At 43.5% G+C, this 20,253-nt stretch carries 18 protein-coding genes; 10 read left to right on the top strand and 8 right to left on the bottom strand.

What is annotated here, in order from left to right; translation table 11 throughout:
* A complete protein-coding gene (radA, locus tag AC1DCV_RS14060; protein ID WP_477023725.1) occupies window positions 1-1,377 on the bottom strand; it encodes a DNA repair protein RadA in 1,377 nt (458 codons plus the stop codon).
* 558 nt (window positions 1,378-1,935) lie between these two features.
* On the opposite strand from radA, the gene AC1DCV_RS14055 reads away from it, so the two are divergent.
* The 8 genes from AC1DCV_RS14055 to pyrH all read left to right on the top strand — a co-directional run bounded on the left by AC1DCV_RS14055 (window position 1,936) and on the right by pyrH (window position 11,489).
* Complete coding sequence (locus tag AC1DCV_RS14055) at window positions 1,936-2,628, top strand: zinc metallopeptidase (RefSeq protein WP_477023724.1); 693 nt, start codon at window positions 1,936-1,938, stop codon at window positions 2,626-2,628.
* 285 nt (window positions 2,629-2,913) lie between these two features.
* Entirely contained in the window at window positions 2,914-5,985 is a 3,072-nt protein-coding gene (locus AC1DCV_RS14050; protein WP_477023723.1) for a SusC/RagA family TonB-linked outer membrane protein, read from the top strand.
* Window positions 5,986-5,999: 14 nt separating this feature from the next.
* Window positions 6,000-7,385 carry a RagB/SusD family nutrient uptake outer membrane protein gene (locus AC1DCV_RS14045; RefSeq protein ID WP_477023722.1) on the top strand — a complete coding sequence of 462 codons (1,386 nt, stop codon included), beginning with the start codon at window positions 6,000-6,002 and terminating at the stop codon, window positions 7,383-7,385.
* A gap of 261 nt (window positions 7,386-7,646) precedes the next feature.
* Window positions 7,647-8,090: a 50S ribosomal protein L13 gene (gene rplM, locus AC1DCV_RS14040; RefSeq protein ID WP_079471351.1), complete on the top strand. Its 444-nt coding sequence runs from the start codon at window positions 7,647-7,649 to the stop codon at window positions 8,088-8,090.
* A 14-nt stretch (window positions 8,091-8,104) separates the two neighbouring features.
* On the top strand, window positions 8,105-8,494 hold the full coding sequence (gene rpsI, locus AC1DCV_RS14035; protein WP_079471350.1) for a 30S ribosomal protein S9: 390 nt from the start codon (window positions 8,105-8,107) through the stop codon (window positions 8,492-8,494).
* Window positions 8,495-8,597: 103 nt separating this feature from the next.
* Complete coding sequence (gene rpsB / locus AC1DCV_RS14030; protein WP_477023721.1) at window positions 8,598-9,602, top strand: 30S ribosomal protein S2; 1,005 nt, start codon at window positions 8,598-8,600, stop codon at window positions 9,600-9,602.
* 148 nt (window positions 9,603-9,750) lie between these two features.
* On the top strand, window positions 9,751-10,575 hold the full coding sequence (tsf, locus tag AC1DCV_RS14025; RefSeq protein WP_441578191.1) for a translation elongation factor Ts: 825 nt from the start codon (window positions 9,751-9,753) through the stop codon (window positions 10,573-10,575).
* 200 nt (window positions 10,576-10,775) lie between these two features.
* A complete protein-coding gene (gene pyrH, locus AC1DCV_RS14020) occupies window positions 10,776-11,489 on the top strand; it encodes a UMP kinase (protein WP_133807696.1) in 714 nt (237 codons plus the stop codon).
* A gap of 106 nt (window positions 11,490-11,595) precedes the next feature.
* Here pyrH and AC1DCV_RS14015 read toward each other — a convergent pair whose 3' ends face one another.
* Entirely contained in the window at window positions 11,596-12,714 is a 1,119-nt protein-coding gene (locus AC1DCV_RS14015) for a DUF3298 and DUF4163 domain-containing protein (protein WP_477023720.1), read from the bottom strand.
* An 86-nt stretch (window positions 12,715-12,800) separates the two neighbouring features.
* Here AC1DCV_RS14015 and pdxH point away from each other — a divergent pair, with 86 nt between their 5' ends.
* Window positions 12,801-13,448, top strand: a complete 648-nt coding sequence (gene pdxH, locus AC1DCV_RS14010) for a pyridoxamine 5'-phosphate oxidase (RefSeq protein WP_477023719.1) — start codon at window positions 12,801-12,803, stop codon at window positions 13,446-13,448.
* Window positions 13,449-13,557: 109 nt separating this feature from the next.
* On the opposite strand, the gene AC1DCV_RS14005 is transcribed toward pdxH, so the two are convergent.
* From AC1DCV_RS14005 to AC1DCV_RS13980, 6 genes are all read right to left on the bottom strand, one after another.
* Window positions 13,558-13,686: a 30S ribosomal protein THX gene (locus tag AC1DCV_RS14005; RefSeq protein ID WP_331957710.1), complete on the bottom strand. Its 129-nt coding sequence runs from the start codon at window positions 13,684-13,686 to the stop codon at window positions 13,558-13,560.
* 153 nt (window positions 13,687-13,839) lie between these two features.
* On the bottom strand, window positions 13,840-14,109 hold the full coding sequence (locus AC1DCV_RS14000) for an HU family DNA-binding protein (protein ID WP_029465307.1): 270 nt from the start codon (window positions 14,107-14,109) through the stop codon (window positions 13,840-13,842).
* 316 nt (window positions 14,110-14,425) lie between these two features.
* Window positions 14,426-14,728 carry a DUF4286 family protein gene (locus AC1DCV_RS13995; RefSeq protein WP_441578188.1) on the bottom strand — a complete coding sequence of 101 codons (303 nt, stop codon included), beginning with the start codon at window positions 14,726-14,728 and terminating at the stop codon, window positions 14,426-14,428.
* A 26-nt stretch (window positions 14,729-14,754) separates the two neighbouring features.
* Window positions 14,755-15,519 (bottom strand): exodeoxyribonuclease III, encoded by a 765-nt coding sequence (locus AC1DCV_RS13990; RefSeq protein ID WP_477023718.1) that lies wholly within the window; start codon window positions 15,517-15,519, stop codon window positions 14,755-14,757.
* A 162-nt stretch (window positions 15,520-15,681) separates the two neighbouring features.
* Window positions 15,682-18,447 carry a methionine synthase gene (gene metH / locus AC1DCV_RS13985; RefSeq protein WP_477023717.1) on the bottom strand — a complete coding sequence of 922 codons (2,766 nt, stop codon included), beginning with the start codon at window positions 18,445-18,447 and terminating at the stop codon, window positions 15,682-15,684.
* 44 nt (window positions 18,448-18,491) lie between these two features.
* Entirely contained in the window at window positions 18,492-19,508 is a 1,017-nt protein-coding gene (locus tag AC1DCV_RS13980) for a homocysteine S-methyltransferase family protein (RefSeq protein ID WP_477023716.1), read from the bottom strand.
* Window positions 19,509-19,930: 422 nt separating this feature from the next.
* Here AC1DCV_RS13980 and AC1DCV_RS13975 point away from each other — a divergent pair, with 422 nt between their 5' ends.
* Window positions 19,931-20,149 (top strand): hypothetical protein, encoded by a 219-nt coding sequence (locus AC1DCV_RS13975; RefSeq protein WP_133807689.1) that lies wholly within the window; start codon window positions 19,931-19,933, stop codon window positions 20,147-20,149.
* Window positions 20,150-20,253 lie beyond the last annotated feature (104 nt).

Below are 20,253 nucleotides of genomic sequence, written 5' to 3'. Positions count from 1 at the left end.
TTAAAATAATCGCTGGTATACTTCTTCCACTCTTCCTACCGCAATTACTTCAATATGGAATTTACTGAAATCGATTCCTTTTTTGTTGTAACGGGAGATAAATATTTTCTCGAAGCCCAGTTTTTCTGCTTCTGCTATCCTTTGTTCTATGCGGTTTACTGCTCTTATCTCACCGCTCAGTCCTACTTCTCCGGAAAAACAGATTTTAGGAGGGATGGCATTGTCTTCATAGGAAGAAAGCAGTGAACATAATACCGCCAGGTCAATTGCGGGATCTTCTACCCTGATGCCACCGGCAATATTGAGGAATACATCTTTCACGCCGAAATGGAATCCGCCTCGTTTTTCCAGTACAGCCAGTAAGAGTTGTAGCCTGCGCAGGTCGAAACCGGTAGCGGTGCGTTGCGGGGTACCATATACCGATTGCGTAACGAGGGCCTGTACTTCCACGAGGAGAGGACGCATGCCTTCCATGGTGGCAGATATGGCTACACCGCTCAACAGATCTTCCCGTTGTGAGATTAAAATTTCAGAGGGGTTGGTGACCTGCCGGAGTCCTGTTCCGGTCATCTCATAAATACCCAGTTCGGCGGTAGAGCCAAACCTGTTTTTGATGGTACGGAGGATGCGGTAGGCATAATGTTGGTCTCCTTCAAACTGCAGAACCGTATCCACCATGTGTTCCAGCACTTTTGGGCCGGCAATGGAGCCATCTTTGGTAATATGCCCGATGAGGAATACGGGCGTGTTACTTTCTTTGGCAAAACGTTGTAATTCTGCGGCTGTTTCCCTGATTTGAGATACACTACCGGGAGCAGATTCTATGAAAGGGGAGTGGAGAGTTTGAATAGAATCTACGATGACCAGTTGTGGCTGTAGTTTTTTTATTTCCTGGAAAATTGTTTGTGTAGATGTTTCCGTGAGCAGATAAAACTGTTCATTGGAATTTTGTATGCGGTCTGCCCGCATTTTTATCTGTTGTTCACTTTCTTCACCGCTGATGTAAAGTGTTTTAATATGCTTCAGCTGTAATGCATTCTGGAGGAAGAGCGTAGATTTTCCGATGCCGGGTTCTCCGCCTACCAATACCAGCGAACCCGCTACTATGCCACCTCCCAGCACACGATTCAATTCGTTGTCGGGGGTTAATATCCTTTCTTCTTCTTGTGTAACTACCTCAGAAAGGTTAATGATTTTATGTGTGCGGGTAGTGGGGGCGTCGTTGTTTTTCCAGTCTTGTTGCTTCTGTGGAATATCTTTTTGTACTCTTTCTTCAACAAACGTATTCCATTCTCCGCAACTCGGACATTTTCCATTCCATTTAGCTGATTCGTATCCACAATTCTGACAGAAAAAAGCAGTTCTTATTTTACTCATAATTTTTTTAAAGAGGATGCATACAAAGTAAATGGTTTTATACTTATTGCACCGAAATGATAAAAAGAGAAGCGATAAAAGAGAGGAGAAAAGGTATAAAATGAGAAAAGAGCCAAACGGAAGATTCCGCTGACTCTTTCTACTTACTAACCCATTAAATTCAGGTCTAAATTACAAAATGGCTTCAGAATAAAAAAGTTTATTTAATTGATGTGAATAACTTTTGAGCCATTTGCCCGATCTAACAAAGTGGCTGCCATCGCTTGTTTCAGGGGTTGTTTTTATCCAATATTACTTTCATTGGGTACTCGTAAAATGTTGATAAATAGGGTTGATGTTGATGATTTTTGCATATGAAAATTTACTAATAAGACACATTTTTTTAAATGACAAACAGACGCTTTTTGGGCTAAAAAAATAATATAAACGACAAAATGGCAGTGTTAAATTTATAATTTTAAGACAAAGGGAAGGGATGGCAGACAAGTGCTAAATAAAACTTAAAAGGGGGGATCTGGTGAGATATTTGCGCCCCTTTTTTACCAAATTTTACATAATATGACACCTGGAATCATGTTTTTATCGCTGATTTTTGTGGGGATCAGTATGCTGATAAGCTACGTACTCAAGAGTAAGTTCCAGGCTTACAGCCAAATACCCACCTCTTCCGGCCTTACCGGGAAGCAGATTGCAGATAAAATGCTGAAAGACAACCAGATATATGGCGTTCAGGTCCGGGAAACAGAAGGTTTCCTATCCGATCACTATAATCCGGCCGATAAAACCGTCAACCTCAGCCCCGATGTATATAACGGCGCTAATGTGGCCGCCGCAGCAGTGGCCGCCCATGAGTGTGGGCATGCTGTTCAGCACGCAGCAGCTTATCCGTGGCTGGGATTACGGTCCAAACTTGTGCCGGCGGTACAGTTCAGCTCTAATCTGGTTTCATGGGTGCTGCTGGCCGGTATCTTCCTTATAAACACCTTCCCGCAACTGCTCCTTGGGGGTATTATCCTTTTTGGGATTACCACCTTATTTGCCCTTATAACGCTGCCGGTGGAATTCGATGCCTCCAGGAGGGCACTCGCCTGGCTGGATAGTAGCCGGGTTATGAAAGCAGACGAACATGATAAGGCGAAGAATGCACTCTGGTGGGCAGCCATGACCTATGTGGTAGCCGCTCTGGCTTCCGTAGTTACCCTGTTCCAGTATATTCTCATTTATATGGGAGCCAGGAACAGAAACAATTAAAAGAGATATAATATACTTATATGATGAAGAGATGGCGGCAGCCGTCTCTTTTTATTTTTATCATGTAATAAACTCGCCTTTAACATTTTGTTAAGAAAGTGGAAATATTTTTATATTTTTAAATCCTGGATTGTTAATTCAGCCAATTTTATAGTGTTTGCTTGTGTAAAATGTACTGTGAGTGCATTGCTTGTGTTTTTGCTTAATTGATAAGGCCCAAAATTACCTCATCAACCAAATGTGTATTAAACTGCTGTTCATAACTCAAAATCTAAACTAAGAACCATGTTGCGATTCTACTCGATGGTGGGCATGTTGCTGTTCCTATGCAGTACCTTGACATTTGCCCAGTCAAGACAAATTACTGGTAGGGTGACAGACCAGAAAGATGGTAGCGGTCTGCCAGGCGTTACCGTGAAAGTAAAAGGAACAATGACCGGAACCGTAACAACTCCAGACGGAAGTTATAAACTGGATGTTCCTGAAAAGGGAGCTTTCCTGGTATTTTCATTTGTTGGTTATAATGACCAGGAAATAGCCGTAGGCAACCAAAAATCAATCAGCGTAGTCCTGAGTTCAGGAAATAAAGACCTTTCTGAGGTGGTGGTTGTGGGTTATGGTACCCAAAACAAGCGCGACCTGACCGGGGCGGTAAGCAAGATTTCTGCAAAAGAAATAGAAAACCAGCCGGTAGCGAGCTTTGAATCTGCCATCCAGGGTAAAACACCTGGTGTGGTGATAGAGTCCGGAAGTGGTAAAGTAGGACAGGGTATTAAAGTACGCATACGCGGTACTTCCTCTATTTCTGCTAACAGCCAGCCGCTTTACGTAGTGGATGGTATGCCGGTAAACTCCATCAGTAAAACAGATGTAAACAACGATCCAACCAACCCGATGGCAGATATCAATCCAAATGATATCGAGTCTATCGATGTATTGAAAGATGCTTCTGCAACTGCGATATATGGTGCACGTGGTTCAAACGGCGTAATCCTGATTACTACCAAAAAAGGTAGATCAGGTGAAAAAACCAAAATTGAACTAAATACCAGTACTGGTTGGGCAAAACCAACTACGAAAAGGGGCTTCCTAAATGCGAAAGACTACGTAACACTTCTGCATGAAAGAGCAGCAAATGATGGTAGAACTGCATTCGCAACAAAAGACGATAGCTTTACTGGTGAGCCATTTCCTACAGAAGCAGAGGCAATTGCTTTTTTTACAGATGAGGTAGATGGAGAGATGTCTGAGCTTGCTTTGGGCAAAGACTTTAATAACCTTGGTTATAGCACTGACTGGGAAAATGCCCAATTTAGAAATCCTGCGCATTCACAACAATTGGATTTATCTGCTTCTGGCGGTACTGAAAAAACCAAATTCTATGTTTCCGGCTTTTACAATAGCCAGGAAGCAATTGTGATCAATAATAAATTTGTTCGTTACGGCGGCCGTTTGAATCTCGAGCATACTGTTTCAGATAAGGTTTCCTTCGGTATGAATGTGAACGTAAGCCGTTCTCAACTGGATCGTGTAAGTAATGATAATATCTTTTCAACCCCCAGCCAGTTAGTAGCACAATCGCCATTATCTCCTTTACGCGATTCTACTGGCGCCATCAATAATAACACCCTTTATCCAAACGGATTGTATGATGCACAGTACAACTCTAACAGGCAGGTTACTTTCCGTACTTTAGGTAATGTGTTCCTTAATTATAAAATACTGCCAATACTGTCATTCCGCTCAGAATTAGGTGCAGACATTTCAAGTCTTACAGAAGATCAGTATATAGGCATTAAAGCATCCGATGCACTTGGTAAAGGTAGTGGGTCATCTAACTATCTGCAGAATGTATCGTTGAATACGAATAACTATTTTACACTCACACCAAAGCTGGGAGAAGATCATAACCTGAGTGTGACTGCCGGTATGAGTTATCTGCAGAATGATTTCTCTACCACACAGGTTTCTGCAGAACTATTCCCGTCAGATATCGTCAAAAAACTGGTAGCAGCAGCTTCTGTTACATTTGGTACATCTACAGCACAACGCTATACCTTCCTGTCTTATTTTGGAAGGGCCAACTATGCTTATAAAGACAAGTACCTGGCTTCAGTAAGTGTACGTTCTGATGGATCTTCCCGGTTTGGCCCGAATAACCGTTATGGCGTGTTTCCCGCGGCATCATTGGGATGGGTAGTCTCTCAGGAAGATTTTCTGAAAGACAATAAAACACTGAATTTCCTGAAACTCCGCGTAAGCTATGGAACTACCGGTAATGCTGAAATTGGCGAAAACAGATATCTTACACTGCTGGAAGCAACCTCCTATCCAAGCTTACCTGGCTTTCGCCCAAGACAAATGGGAAATCCTGATCTGAAATGGGAAAAAACAAAACAATTTGACGTTGGTTTGGAATTCGGGTTGTTTGATAACCGTTTGAGCGGAGAAGTAGATTACTATAATAAACAAACATCAGACTTGTTGCTGGAAGCTAATCTGCCTTACACAAGTGGTTATGATTTCCAATACCTGAACATTGGTAATATGGAAAATAAAGGCGTGGAAATTTTGCTGAACAGTGTAAATATCGATACCCGTAATTTCAAATGGAATACCTCATTGAACCTTTCTTACAATAAGAACAAGGTGAAAGACATCAAAGGACAGATCATTGAATCTCCTAATGGTGAACAGCGTGCAGTGGAAGGACAGCCTATCGGTGCTTTCTATATGGCCAAGTTTGCAGGCGTAGATCCACAAACCGGTGATGCGTTATATATCGACGAATCTGGTAAGCCGAATGCAGATTTTTCAAAGGCGCAAAGAATGGTAGTGGGTAAAGCTACTCCAGACTGGACCGGAGGCTTGACGAATACCTTTTCTGCTTATGGATTTGATCTGAGTGCGTTCTTCTCATTTGTACAGGGCAATAGCATTTTTAACCGTGCAGCTGTTTACCAGGATAACGGATTTGCCGGAGGTTTTGATAACCAGCTCACTGATGTGTTGAAGAGATGGCAGAAGCCGGGCGATATTACCAATGTTCCCCGTTTGTCTTATTACTATGCTGACGGAGGTGCTGGTGTTGCTAACAGCCGTTGGATATATGATGGTTCATACATCCGCCTGAAATCACTGACACTTGGTTATACATTGCCTAAAAACGTGATCAATACACTGAAAATTTCAAGTTTGCGTGTATATGTAGCGGGTTATAACCTGTGGACAAAAACGAAGTATTTTGGTGATCCTGAAATTAACTCAGATGTACTGGGCAATATTGCAGGTGGTATCGACTACTACACAATACCACAGGCTAAACAGATCACTGTAGGACTGAATGTTAAATTTTAATCTTAAACATGTAAATGATGAAATCATATAAAAGATATATAGCCCCTTTTCTGTTGGCGGTTTCCGTTGCAGGATTTTCGGCCTGTAACAAAAAGCTGGATGTGGCACCAGGATCTTACATCACTCCGGATCAGGTACAAGACGAAAGTGATGTGCGCGCAGAATTGTTAGGCGCTTATGCTAATTTGCAACATTATGATGCTTATGGTGAACGGGCGCTTCTAATCCCTGATCTGCTGGCTAATGAAGGTGAATTATCCTTTGAGGGAACATTTCTTCCCTATCGTCAGATTGAAGCGAAATCGCAGCTGAGAACGAACGGTATTGCTGAAGGCATTTGGCAGCGCGGTTATAAAACTATCAACAACGTTAATATAGTTATAGGAAATATTAAGTTGGTGTCTGATGATAACAAAAAAACAATAGAAGGAGAAGCAAGATTTATCCGCGGATTGGTATACTTCCATTTGTGCAATTTGTATGGTAAGCCGTATTCTGCAGGAGCTGTTACCACTAACCTTGCTGTACCGCTGATCACTGATCCTATTGTTGCGCAGGCAGATCTCGAAAAGGGCAATCAACCCAGGGCCACTGTGGATGCAATACATAAACAAATATTGATAGATCTGCAATATGCTGCGGAAAATCTTCCAGCGAAAAATACGAATGGAAGGGCCACCAAATATTCAGCTTATGCCATCCTTTCAAGAGTTTATCTGGCAGAAGGATTGTATAAAGAGGCGGCAACAGCAGCGGATGCTGTGATTAAGAGTAACGCGTTTGTTTTGGCTACTTCATTTGATAAAGCCTTTAATAACGCTTCTAACTCTCCGGAAGACATCTTTGCTATTCAGCAAACGAATCAAAGTAATGCCGGAACTGCAGATAATGGATTACAGACTTTTTATGGAGGTCGCCGGTTGACCGGTGGCAGGGGTGATATTGTCGTTCACCTGGATAAGCTGCCTTATAATGAAGCCACCGATGACCGCAAGAGCTTCTTTTATATGGATCGCGGGATTAATGTCGGTACGAGTCCCTATACAACAAAATGGAGAGAGCAGTATAAAGTGTATATAGTTGTGCGCCTGGCAGAAATGTTGCTGACCCGTGCAGAATCCAATCTTCGTGCAGGAACTGTTATTGGAGCTACCCCGCTGGCTGATATCAATGCGGTAAGACAAAGGTCTCACGATAGTACACTCACTCAGGTTACACCTGATATTGTTGTGCAGGAACGTATAAGAGAACTGCCGTTTGAAGGAGACAAGCTCTGGACGTACAAACGTTTGAAGAAGAATGTAGGCACTTTAACTTACCTCGATGATAAGTTGGTGTTGCCCATTCCTCAACGTGAAACGGATGTTAACAAGAAGCTTACCCAGAACCCAGGATACTAATTTATCTTAATATAATAGGTCTAAAGAGGGCTTCCCGCAACCGGGAAGCCCTCTTTTATTAAAGAAATATTAATAATATTAACAGCATTTCTTTTTCTGTTAATAACTTTTATACAAATTTTTTATTGAAAATCAGTCTATTACAAAGGTGTCCAGGAAAAAAGTGCCCAAAATGTATTGTTATTAAGATTGTGCAATGTACCTTTGCACTCCTCATAATGGGGAATTGTTTACAAGACGTAATTTTTATCGTATACAACAATGAATACATTAAGTTTCAGAACTAAATCGGCTAACGACGCTTACGTAAAGCGTGACTGGCATATAGTAGATGCTACCAACCTGACTCTGGGAAGAGTTGCAGCTAAAATGGCGGCTATCTTAAGAGGTAAAAACAAGCCTTACTATACGCCTCATACTGATTGTGGTGATTATATCATCGTAATCAATGCAGAAAAGATTGCTTTAACCGGCAACAAAATGCAGGAGAAAGAATATATGCACTACACTGGTTTCCCAGGTGGTCAGAGAATCGAGTTGGCTAAGGATCTGATCCGTCGCCGTCCTGAGGTGTTGATCGAAAAGGCTGTTAAAGGCATGTTGCCTAAAAACCGTCTGGGCCGTGCGATGTACAAAAAATTATTTGTATATGCTGGTGCTGAACATCCTCATGCTGCGCAGAAACCACAACCTTTAACTTTCTAATTTTTCTCTGATACATGGAAAAGCAAAAAAATACAATAGGTCGTCGTAAGGAAGCTGTTGCCCGTGTTTACATCAACAAGGGTACCGGTAACATTACTGTTAACGACAAAGATTATAAAAACTACTTTTCTTTGATCTACCTGCAAAATCAGGTGGAACTGCCTTTCAAAACTATCGAAGCACTCGATAAATTTGACGTGAAAGTGAACGCACAGGGTGGTGGTATCAAAGGTCAGGCAGAAGCAATTAAGCTGGGTATTGCCCGTGCTCTTTGCGAAGTGAACATCGAGTTCCGTCCCGCACTGAAAGCTGCTGGTCTGCTGAAACGTGATCCACGTGGAGTTGAACGTAAGAAACCAGGTAAAGCAAAAGCAAGAAGAAGCTTCCAGTTCTCTAAACGCTAATATTTGAGCTGTTAGCCATTAGCTGTTAGCCTTTAGCTAATTGCTGGACGCTAACCGCCAAGAGCTAAACATTATTTGATCCTTTTAATTGAGCAATATAAACATGGAAAATAATACCTCATTGCAGCAGCAGTTACTGGAGGCAGGTGTTCACTTCGGTCACCTGAAGAAAAAGTGGAATCCCAAGATGCTGCCTTATATTTTCGCAGAAAAGAAAGGTATTCATATCATTGATCTGAACAAAACCGTAGAAGGATTACAGGAAGCAGCAGCTGCCCTGAAATCTATCGCTAAAAGCGGTAAAAAGATCATGTTCGTTGCTACTAAAAAGCAAGCGAAAGAAATCGTAGCAGATGCTGCGCGTAACATCAACATGCCTTTCGTTACTGAAAGATGGTTAGGTGGTATGCTCACTAACTTCTCTACGATCCGTAAGAGTGTTAAGAAAATGCAGAGCATTGAAAAAATGCTGCAGGACGGTACATTCGACAACATCACAAAGAAAGAACGTCTTACTTTAAGCCGCGATAAAGAGAAAATGGAGAAAGTGCTGGGTGGTATTGCCCAACTGGCACGTGTACCAGCTGCGCTGTTTATGGTTGATATCAGCCACGAACACATTGCACTGGCAGAAGCTAAGCGTCTGGGTATCTCTACCTTCGGTATGGTGGATACTAACTCTGATCCTACTAAAGTAGATTTCGCTATCCCGGCGAATGACGATGCTACTAAATCTATCGCTATCATCACCAGCTACATTTGCGCAGCTATCGCTGAAGGTCTTTCTGAAAGAGCTACAGAGAAATCTGAAGAAGTAGAGGAAGAAGAAGAAGCAGACGACAAAGCACGCAAGTTCGATGTTGAAGGCGGTGAAGATCGTGAAAGAGGTCGTAAACCAGGTGCACCAGGTGGTGGACGTGGTCAAGGCGGTCCAGGTGGCGCTAACCGTGGTGGTCAAGGCGGCGGTCGTGGTCCAGGTGGCCAGGGCGGCGGTGCTAACCGTGGCGGTGGTGCAGGTGGAAACCGTGGTGGCGGTGCAGCAGGCGGACAACGTCGTCCATCTGGCGCTGGCGGCGGTGGTCCTAGAAAACCAGGCGGCGGAAGATAATCATTAAGCTTTTAGCTATTAGCCTTTAGCTTTTATTAAATGCAGGGGAGATAACATAAAATGTTCTTCACAGCATTTAATAAAAGCTAAAGGCTAATAGCTAAAAGCTGGTCATAAATTTTTACAACAATTAAACTAATTATAGCTCATGGCAACAATTACAGCAGCTGATGTAAATAAACTGCGTCAGCAAACTGGTGCTGGTATGATGGATTGCAGAAAGGCACTGGTAGAAAGTGATGGTGATTTTGAACAAGCAGTAGACTACCTGCGTAAGAAAGGTCAGAAAGTGGCTGCATTACGTTCCGATCGTGAAACCAAAGAAGGCGTTATCATCGCTAAAACAGCAGCTGATGGTAAATCCGGTGTTATCGTAGGTCTGGGTTGTGAAACTGACTTCGTTGCTAAAAACGAAGACTTCGTAAAATTTGCACAGTCTATCGTTGATCTGGCACTGACCAGCGGTATCAAAACCGTTGAAGATCTGAACGCTGCTCCTCTGGACGGCGCTACAGTAGCTGATAAAGTAAACGATCAGGTAGCAAAAATCGGTGAAAAAATCACCCTCAATAAATTCGAATTCGTTGAAGCTGGTAGCGTAACCGCTTACATTCACGGTAATTTCCGCATGGGTGTACTGGTAGCTTTCTCTAAACCTGTTTCTGAGGAAGTAGGTAAAGATATCGCTATGCAGATCGCAGCTATGAACCCTATCGCAGTTGATGCAGATGGTGTTCCTGCTGAACTGATCGCACGCGAAAGAGAAATCGCGGTTGAACAAGTGAAAGCTGAAGGCAAACCTGCTGAAATGGCGGAGAAAATTGCTGCCGGTAAAGTAAATAAATTCTTCAAGGAAAGCACCCTGCTGCCACAGGCTTTCGTTAAGGACAACAACAAGTCCGTAGCGGATTACCTGAAATCAGTAGATGCTGATCTGAAAGTGGTTGGCTTTAAGCGAATCGCTTTAGGTTAAGAAAAACATATCAAAAAAAAGGAGAGAATTCGTTTCTCTCCTTTTTTTTGCGCATAACTAATCATACACTTTAACCCACAGGAAACAGGCAATAAAAAAGGCATTTTTTCCTTCATTTCCTCCTTTCTGCATTTAAGTTGTATATTAGAATACCGTAAACCAGATTAGGAAATCACAATCTTACAATATTTTATAGCGTCATGTTGCCAAAGTATAAGCGTATTTTGCTCAAATTGAGCGGTGAGGCCCTCATGGGGGATGCAAATTATGGTATTGATCCGAAGGTGATAACACAGTACGCCTACGATATTAAGGCGGTTACCGACCTCGGGGTACAGGTAGCCATCGTAATTGGCGGAGGTAATATCTACCGCGGTATGAATGAAGCCGAAACAGGCATTGAAAGAGCACAAGGCGATTACATGGGAATGCTCGCAACAGTGATCAATGGTATGGCCCTGCAAAGTGGATTAGAAAGAGTTGGTCTTTACACCCGTCTGCAATCTGCCATCAAAATGGAACAAATCGCTGAACCTTATATCCGCCGCCGCGCTATCCGCCACGTAGAAAAAGGTCGTGTTGTGATTTTTGGTGGAGGTACCGGTAACCCGTATTTTACCACTGATACCGCTGCTTCCCTGCGCGCTATAGAAATTCAGGCTGATGTAATCCTTAAAGGAACCCGCGTAGATGGTATCTATACCGCAGATCCTGAAAAAGATAAAACAGCCACCCGCTACGAAACCATTACTTTCTCAGAAGTATACCAGAAATCCCTCAACGTGATGGATATGACAGCATTTACCCTTTGCCAGGAAAATAAACTGCCTATCATCGTGTTTGATATGAACCGCCAGGGTAACCTCCTGAACGTTATCATGGGTAAAAATGTAGGTACTTTAGTGAAAGGATAATATTTAGCTTTTAGCAGTTAGCTTTTAGCTTTTAGCAAAAATGCAGCGAAGAACATATATTATGTTTCTCGCTGCATTTTTGCTAAAAGCTAACTGCTAAAAGCTATTACTTCAGTATTCCCTTCATTGCCGTAAACGGTACAAACAACGTTACCTGCCCTAAAGCATACGGCCCTATCTCATAAGGTACATAGCTGAAGGCAACACCCTTACCTGTAACAATCATATTATTATTAGGGGGAATACTTTTTACCAACAGATTCTGATCCAGTGCTTCTTCTTCACTCATATGAAACCTGTCTTTGAAAGCTTTATCCAGTAAGGCACTCAGCGTTTCTTTATAACCAGGTTTGAAAATATCATCGGGTGTAAGCACCTTCCGTTTAGACAGATCCAGGGTTTTATAAGTGGCGCCCCAATTGCCGTGTGCGCCGCCTGTAAAATCATATACATACTTCTCTATCACCAGTAATGGCCAGGTATTGTACACCACCTTTGTATCATTGTCTGTAGTCCAGTTCCACGACATTGCCTCAGACGCATCACTGAATTCACTGCTATCTGCATCTTTGGCGGATACACGATAGCTCAGGATAAACGAGTCAATTCCTCTTTTCAGATACTGCTGCGGACTTTTGAAATGACTACCACCAGTTACCTGCTGAATGATGAAATTGGCAATGGTGGAGTCTACCAGGGAATCTGGCCATATCACACTCCCGGAAACGGTTCCTATTGGTGATTTCGGAAAGGAAGGTATCAGTTTGGCAGAGTCTATCTGGTAAAACACCTGTAATGGCACGGCTTTCTTCAGGTCTGTATGAAATTCAAAATGGTAGGAAGTACCGTTGCCATGCCATACCCCCTTGAATTTCCCATCATCAGAAAGATATCCGCTGAACAACCGGTCTTCCGCACTGTTATTGGTTTCTTCATAAATATTGACCAGGTTGGAATCCAGGGTACCCCATAATGCAATGGGCCGTCCTGTGCTGTCGTCACTATAGTAGCCACGAAACAGGTTGGGTGCGGTTTTCAGCAGTTGCATGGTAATTTCTTTATCACCTAGTTTACCTTTCAGCTGTGTATAAAACAGGGGAGTAGACACCAATGGGACAATGATATCAGCAGTATTACCGGTAGCACTATTGTCTTTTTCATTGCGCGTATGGCAGGATAGCAGCGCGACAGTCATCAGTAATACCCAAAATGAAACTCTTTTCATAGTATGATTTATATCAGATTCGTCAAAATTACTATTATCCTTCCATACCTTTGATGACCCGTTTGAACCAATAAAATTAACAGACCATGTTGAACCAGAAAATAGCTGATTTACGGAAAGATTATAAGCTGGCGTCCCTGGATGAGAGCGAGATAGCAGCCTATCCTTTAGCACAATTCGGGAAGTGGTGGGACGATGCCATTCATAGCGAAATAGATGAAGCCAATGCCATGACCCTGGCGACCAGCACGCCGGACGGGCATCCTTCGGCACGAATTGTATTGCTGAAAAGCTTTGGTGAAGATGGGTTTTTGTTTTTCACTAACTACGAAAGCCGCAAGGGACAAGAGCTGGCAGAGAATCCACATGTTACACTGCTTTTCTTCTGGCGGGAGCTTCAAAGACAGGTTCGTATAGAGGGTACCGTTAGTAAAGCGCCGGTAGCGATCAGTAATGAGTATTATAACAGCCGTCCATTAGGTAGCAGAATAGGTGCCATCGTTTCGCCTCAAAGCAAGGTTATTCCGGGCAGATCTTTCCTGGAGGAACAGGTAGACCAGGCAACCGCAAAATATCAGCAAGAAGACCCTCAGAGACCCGATTATTGGGGTGGTTATGTAGTGAAGCCTCAGGTGATAGAATTCTGGCAGGGTAGAAGTAGTCGCCTGCACGACCGGATTTTATATACTTTAACAGCGGATGGTAGCTGGAAAATAGAGCGTCTGGCGCCCTGATGCAGGCATAAGGCAAAAAGCAAAAAGCTATTGAAGCGAATGATCCAAGCGGGTATTAACCCTTGCTTTAATTATTCGCTTCAATAGCTTTTTGCCTTATGCTTTATGCTTATGCCTTTGGTGCAGCTGTAGCGGCAGTCTTGGCTGCAGTATTTTTTCTTGTTTTAGCAGATCTTACTTTACCGAAGGATCCACTGAAGATCTTTCCTTTTTTGGTTTTGATATCTCCTCTACCCATAACGAATAATTTGAAGTTTGTTGTTTATTAAATATGATGTTATCAGGCTGCAAATTACTGTAATTCGATGAAATTGTATAGTGTCGGCCGTTTGATATAAAAAAAAAGCAAGAAACATGATTGTTCCTTGCTTGAATAAGTTGTGCTAACTGATTAGAGCTTGTCGGATAAAGCTTTACCAGCCTTGAACTTAGCAACTTTCTTAGCCTTGATCTTGATGATCTGACCGGTTTGTGGGTTTCTACCGTTACGTGCAGCACGTTTAGAAACGGAGAAAGTACCGAAACCAACCAAAGTTACTTTGCCACCTTTTTTCAGGGTATCAGCAACTGCTTTGGTGAAAGAATCCAGAGCTTCGTTAGCTTGGGTTTTGGTAATAGCTGCATCTTTAGCAAGCTTGTCGATTAATTCGGCTTTGTTCATAGTTAGTAAGATTTAACTAGTGAAAAAATGTTTGATGTGAGCAAATATAGCGCGTTTTATCAGATTACCAAATTTTTTACAACTTTTTTATAGAAAAATTTATCGGCTGAAAAACGCTACTGGTAACGGTTACAGCTGATTGACCTGATCCGTGCTAAAGTAGTGAGCTTTAGCAGGATCTTGTAGAACCCTGCACCGTGGCATGTTTGCCTGTTTTTTTACTATTAACGCGGCTTTAAACCAAGTATTGTACCAAAGTCCGGATGCCTTGAAAATAGTGGATTTCCTGTGGATAAGTTTAGTCAAGACCCCTTACTTAAATCACCTCCATAACGGTTGTAAAGGCAATAAAACGATCCCCGAAAATAGCATACGCACTTTCCCGGAGCCCTTGTTGGTGCCTTTCTGAGAAGATATTGTATTGTTCCAGGCTATCCGCAAAATATTGTATTACATAAGTAGGCCCTTCTGTATCGTCCTGCTCCAGTAACCGGCTCATACGGTAATCACTAAACAATCCAGTGGCCATAATAGCCGGAATCTGTGACTCCCTCATCCATTGCAGCCACTGAAACTCCCTGTCTGTGGCCACTTTCGTGGTTACATTGTATATAATCATATTAAATAGGGCTTGTTCTAAAATGCTTATATGGCCAGCTCCACAAACACCGGACAATGGTCCGAATGCTTTACCTGCTGGTATATAGTGGCATGTTTAAGCTGTTCTTTCAGGGGCGTTGTAACATTGATATAGTCTATACGCCAGCCCTTGTTATTGTTCCTGGCATTGGCCCGGAAGCTCCACCAGCTGTATTGATGTGGGTCTGTATTAAAATGACGGAAGCTGTCTACGAAGCCACTCTCAAAGAAACGGTCCATCCAGGCCCGTTCTTCAGGCAAAAAGCCGGTAGAATTTTTATTGCTCACCGGATCATGTATATCTATTGGCTTGTGGCAAATGTTGTAATCGCCGCATACCACCAGCTTTGGACGGGTTTTCTTTAACTCATCGAGGTACTGGAAAAACTCTTCCAGCCACTGGTATTTATAGGTCTGTCTGATATCCCCGCTCGTCCCGGAAGGGAAGTAGGTATTGATCAGGGTAATATCGCCGAAATCCAGCCTTATAAAGCGGCCTTCTGTGTCACTCTGTTCATGACCATTACCATACTGTACAAAGTCGGGCTTAATACGCGTCAGCACCGCCACTCCACTATATCCCTTCTTTTGTGCAGGATACCAGTAATGTTCATAACCCAGTTTCTCAAATTGGGCAAAATCGATGTTTTCCTGGTGAGCTTTGATTTCCTGCAGGCAGATAATATCGGCAGGATCTGATTGTAACCATTCGGTGAACCCCTTAGTCATGGCTGACCTCAGGCCGTTTACATTGTAAGATATGATTCGCATTAGCTTTTGGCTTTTAGCTGTTAGCTTTTGGCAAAATGCAGCGGATCTGGTGCATTTTGCCAAAAGCTAACAGCTATTTAATCTAATATTTTGGTCACCTTCAACCATCCGCGTTAATCTAACAGCTAACAGCTAATGGCTAACAGCTAACCGCTATTTTAACTACATATCGTATTCCAGGTTGGGGCGAAGCCATTGTTCAGCTTCTTCTACTGTCCAGCCTTTGCGGGCAGCATAGTCTATTACCTGGTCTTTTTCTATTTTGCCTAATCCGAAGTACTTGCCTTCCGGATTCGCAAAATACCAGCCACTCACACTGGAGGCGGGGTACATCGCCAGCGATTCTGTCAGTGTAATGCCGGTGTTTTCGGTGGCACTTAACAGGTCAAACAACTTGTATTTCTCGGTATGGTCAGGGCAGGCAGGATAACCCGGTGCCGGACGTATGCCTGCGTATTCTTCCTTAATCAGTTGTTCATTGCTGAGATGCTCTTCTGTAGCGTATCCCCAGAACTCTTTACGTACACGTTCGTGCATGAGTTCTGCGAAAGCTTCCGCCAGCCTGTCGGCCAGCGCTTTCAGCATAATGCTGTTATAGTCATCATGCTCCTCTTTGAATTTATCCAGCCACTTTTCAATGCCGATACCAGTAGTCACCGCAAACCCGCCAATGTAGTCGGTTTTGCCACTTTCTTCAGGGGCGATGAAATCAGCCAGGGAGAAGTTAGCCTGTCCCGGGGCTTTCTTTACCTGCTGACGCAGGAACTCCAGCTGTACCGGCGCAATATCTGCCTGCTCAGGAGTTACCTTCACGGAGTCTGCAGCCACGCGGTTAGCAGGGTAGAGGCCTATTACAGCATTGGCGCCCAGCCATTTTTCTGCAATCACTTTGTCCAGTAATTCTTTTGCATCGTGGAACAAGCGGGTAGCTTCCACACCTACAATCTCATCAGTGAGGATCTGCGGGAATTTACCATGCAGTTCCCAGGCAATGAAGAATGGCTGCCAGTCAATATATGCGGCAATTTCTCCCAGATCGTAGTTCTCAAACTTCATCACCCCGGTCTTCTTAGGCTTTACAGGTGTAAAGGTATCCCAGTTGATAAGGGTTTTGTTTTGTTGCGCTACGGCGATCGGAAGGAATTGTTTTGTTTGTTTTTTATTCCTGAATGCTTCATTCAGTTTGTGATACTCTGCCTGTATACCAGCCAGGAAGTCGGGTTTCAGCGCTTTGTTAAGCAAACTGCCGGTTACCGTTACACTACGGGAAGCATCCAGTACGTGTACTACACCATGACCATATTCCTGGGCTATTTTAACAGCAGTATGGGTACGGCTGGTGGTAGCACCTCCAATGATCAGCGGGATGTTAAAGTCCTGCCTTTTCAGCTCACGGGCTACGTGTACCATTTCATCCAGACTGGGGGTAATCAGGCCACTAAGACCGATAATATCTACTTTTTCCTGGCGGGCTGCCTGCAGAATTTTTTCTGCCGGTACCATTACACCCAGGTCGATAATCTCATAGCCATTACAAGCCAGTACCACGCCTACGATGTTTTTACCGATATCGTGTACGTCTCCTTTTACGGTAGCCAGCAGTATTTTACCGGCGGCTTTTATTTCTCCGCCAAATTCTGCCTGCATGCGTAGTTTCTCTTCCTCAATATATGGGGTCAGAATGGCCACGGACTTTTTCATCACACGGGCACTCTTTACCACTTGAGGTAAAAACATTTTACCACTGCCGAATAGGTCACCAACGATGTTCATACCAGCCATCAGCGGGCCTTCAATCACGTCCAGCGGACGGGGATATTTAACGCGGGCCTCTTCTGTATCTCCATCTATATAGTCAGTAATACCATTTACGAGGGCATGACTTAACCGCTCTTCCACAGTGCCCAGCCTCCAGGTCTCATCTTTTTCTATTACCTTTCCTTTGGCCTTTACTGTTTCTGCAAACTGAATCAGTCTTTCGGTGGCATCGTCCCGTCTGTTTAGTATGGCGTCCTCACATAATTCCCGGAGCGTTGGTTCAATATCGTCATATATCTGCAACATACCTGCATTCACGATACCCATGTCCATGCCGGCTTTGATGGCATGAAAGAGGAATACGGAGTGCATGGCTTCCCGGACGGTTTCGTTCCCCCGGAAGGAGAATGATACGTTACTCACGCCACCACTTATTTTAGCCAGCGGCATCAGTTCTTTAATGCGGCGGGTAGCATTGATAAACTCTACGGCATAGTTGTTATGTTCTTCAATACCGGTGGCAATCGCAAATATATTGGGGTCGAAGATGATGTCTTGCGGGGCAAATCCCACCACTTCTGTCAATATCTTATAAGCACGGTGACTGAAGGTGACCCTTTTTTCTTCGGTATCTGCCTGGCCGTGTTCATCAAAGGCCATCACTACTACGGCAGCACCATAGCTTTTGCAGATATGTGCCTGCTCAATGAATTTGGCTTCTCCTTCTTTTAAGCTGATGGAGTTCACAATACATTTACCCTGTACACATTTCAACCCGGCTTCAATAACAGAAAACTTACTGGAGTCAATCATTACCGGGATACGGGAAATATCCGGTTCTGCTGCCAGGAGGTTCAGGTAGGTAGACATGGCTACTTCTCCATCGAGGAGGGCATCGTCCATGTTTACATCCAGGATTTGTGCGCCGCTTTCCACCTGTTGGCGGGCTACAGACAAGGCTTCTTCGTAAAGACCTTCCCTGACGAGACGGGCAAATTTTTTGGATCCGGTTACGTTGGTACGTTCCCCTACGTTAAGAAAGTTGGTTTCAGGTCGCACCACCAGTGGTTCCAGTCCGCTCAAACGCATAAAGGGCTTGATTACCCTGCGTTCTTCGTTGACAATAGGTTCATTGGTAAGTTCTGTATTATGTATGATAGTTTCGCTCATTGTTGCTGTTAGTGGGAGTTAAATAGAAAACCTGCCGTAATTGATTATGCCAGTGTTTCGGCTAATACTGGTTTCAGACGTGGTTTGATATGTTTCACATGTTCTGCAATGTGGCGTATATGATCTGGTGTGGTACCGCAGCAACCACCTACCACGTTAACAAAGCCGGATGCGGCAAAGTCTTCGATGATACAGGCAGTATCTTCCGGTTCCTCATCGTATTCACCAAAGGCGTTAGGTAAACCGGCGTTAGGGTAGCAGCTTACATAGCAGCTGGCTATGTTGGAGAGCTCCTCTACATAAGGACGCATCTGTTGTCCGCCCAGGGCGCAGTTTAAGCCAATGGAGAAGGGGTTGGCATGCATCACCGAGATATAGAATGCTTCCAGTGTTTGCCCGCTGAGGGTTCTGCCGGAGGCATCTGTAATAGTACCGGATATCATCACCGGTATTTCCGGCTTCCCTGATTCACGGTAATATTTCTTGATGGCGTATATAGCTGCTTTGCAGTTCAGTGTATCAAAAATGGTTTCTATCAGCAGGATGTCCACACCACCTTCGGAGAGGCCCTTGACCTGCTCTTCGTAGGCTGCGGCTACTTCATCGAAGTATACGGAGCGGAAGCCAGGATTATTTACATCTGGCGACAGCGATAGCGTTTTGTTCATGGGACCAATCGCTCCTGCTACAAAGCGAGGCTTGTCGGGTGTTTTGGCGTTATATTCTGCAGTTGCTTTTTTAGCGATGGTAGCTGCAGCTACGTTCAGCTCATAGGCCAGTTCCTGCATGTCGTAGTCGGCCATTGCAATAGAGGTACTGCTGAAAGTATTGGTTTCAATAATGTCAGCGCCTGCTTCCAGGTACTCTTTGTGAATGGCTTCAATGATATGCGGCTGTGTAAGATTCAGGAGGTCGTTGTTGCCTTTAAGATCGCTGGGATAGTTAGCAAAGCGGGTGCCCCTGTAGTCAGATTCCTGGAGTTGATAGCGTTGTATCATGGTGCCCATCGCACCATCGATGATAAGTATGCGCTCATTGGCGCAGTCTTGTAAAGATTTCATATTATCAAGGCGTTTATTAGTTACCGTTAAGAAAAGAGAACAGGGTCGAACAATAAACAAATCCACCCTGTAAAAGTCCCCACAAATATAACCTTTTCCCAGCTAATTTTTTGTTTTGTGAATTTGTGTTTGTTAAGATGTGGCCGGACTTTGACCGTATTTCCCCCAACTCTATACTTATAAGGTTAAATATAGATTTTGTTTATATCCGGAAAATTAATTTGGTAGTAGTCTATAAAGTCTACTATATTTGTAGGGTAATAGAAAGACACAATGCAACAAAATGATAGAAATATAGTGATTTACCCGGCCATGGCCACCCACCAGCCCTCCGCCTACACTCCTTGTAATTGCTGTTGCAATTAACAGATTCGTCATTAAGTTCTTCTCAATTATTTATTACAACAAAATTTACGTCAGTCATGACAATATCAGAACATATCCATACCCTGCATAAACACCTGGCCAGTCTGGGATTACAACCAGTACCCGTATCAAATGATGACAGGCAACCGGAAGTTTTTAAGGTATGTTTTTTAAATAAATATGAAATGCAGCGGTGGAAAGAGCTGCAGGAAAAAAAGGAATCAGAAACCAATCATACAATATTTCAGGACGATCCGTTAAAGGATGCAGTCTGATAACTTTTCATAACGTGGAATTACAGGTTAAACGAAGACGGGTGCTATTCAGCACCCGTATTTTTTTTAGTGAATTACCTTGCCGGTAACTATCCACAAATTCA

The sequence above is a fragment of the Chitinophaga sp. 10T418 genome (assembly GCF_056394125.1).
Note: the sequence above shows the minus strand (reverse complement) of the source record. Positions and strands in the feature narration are given on the sequence as shown.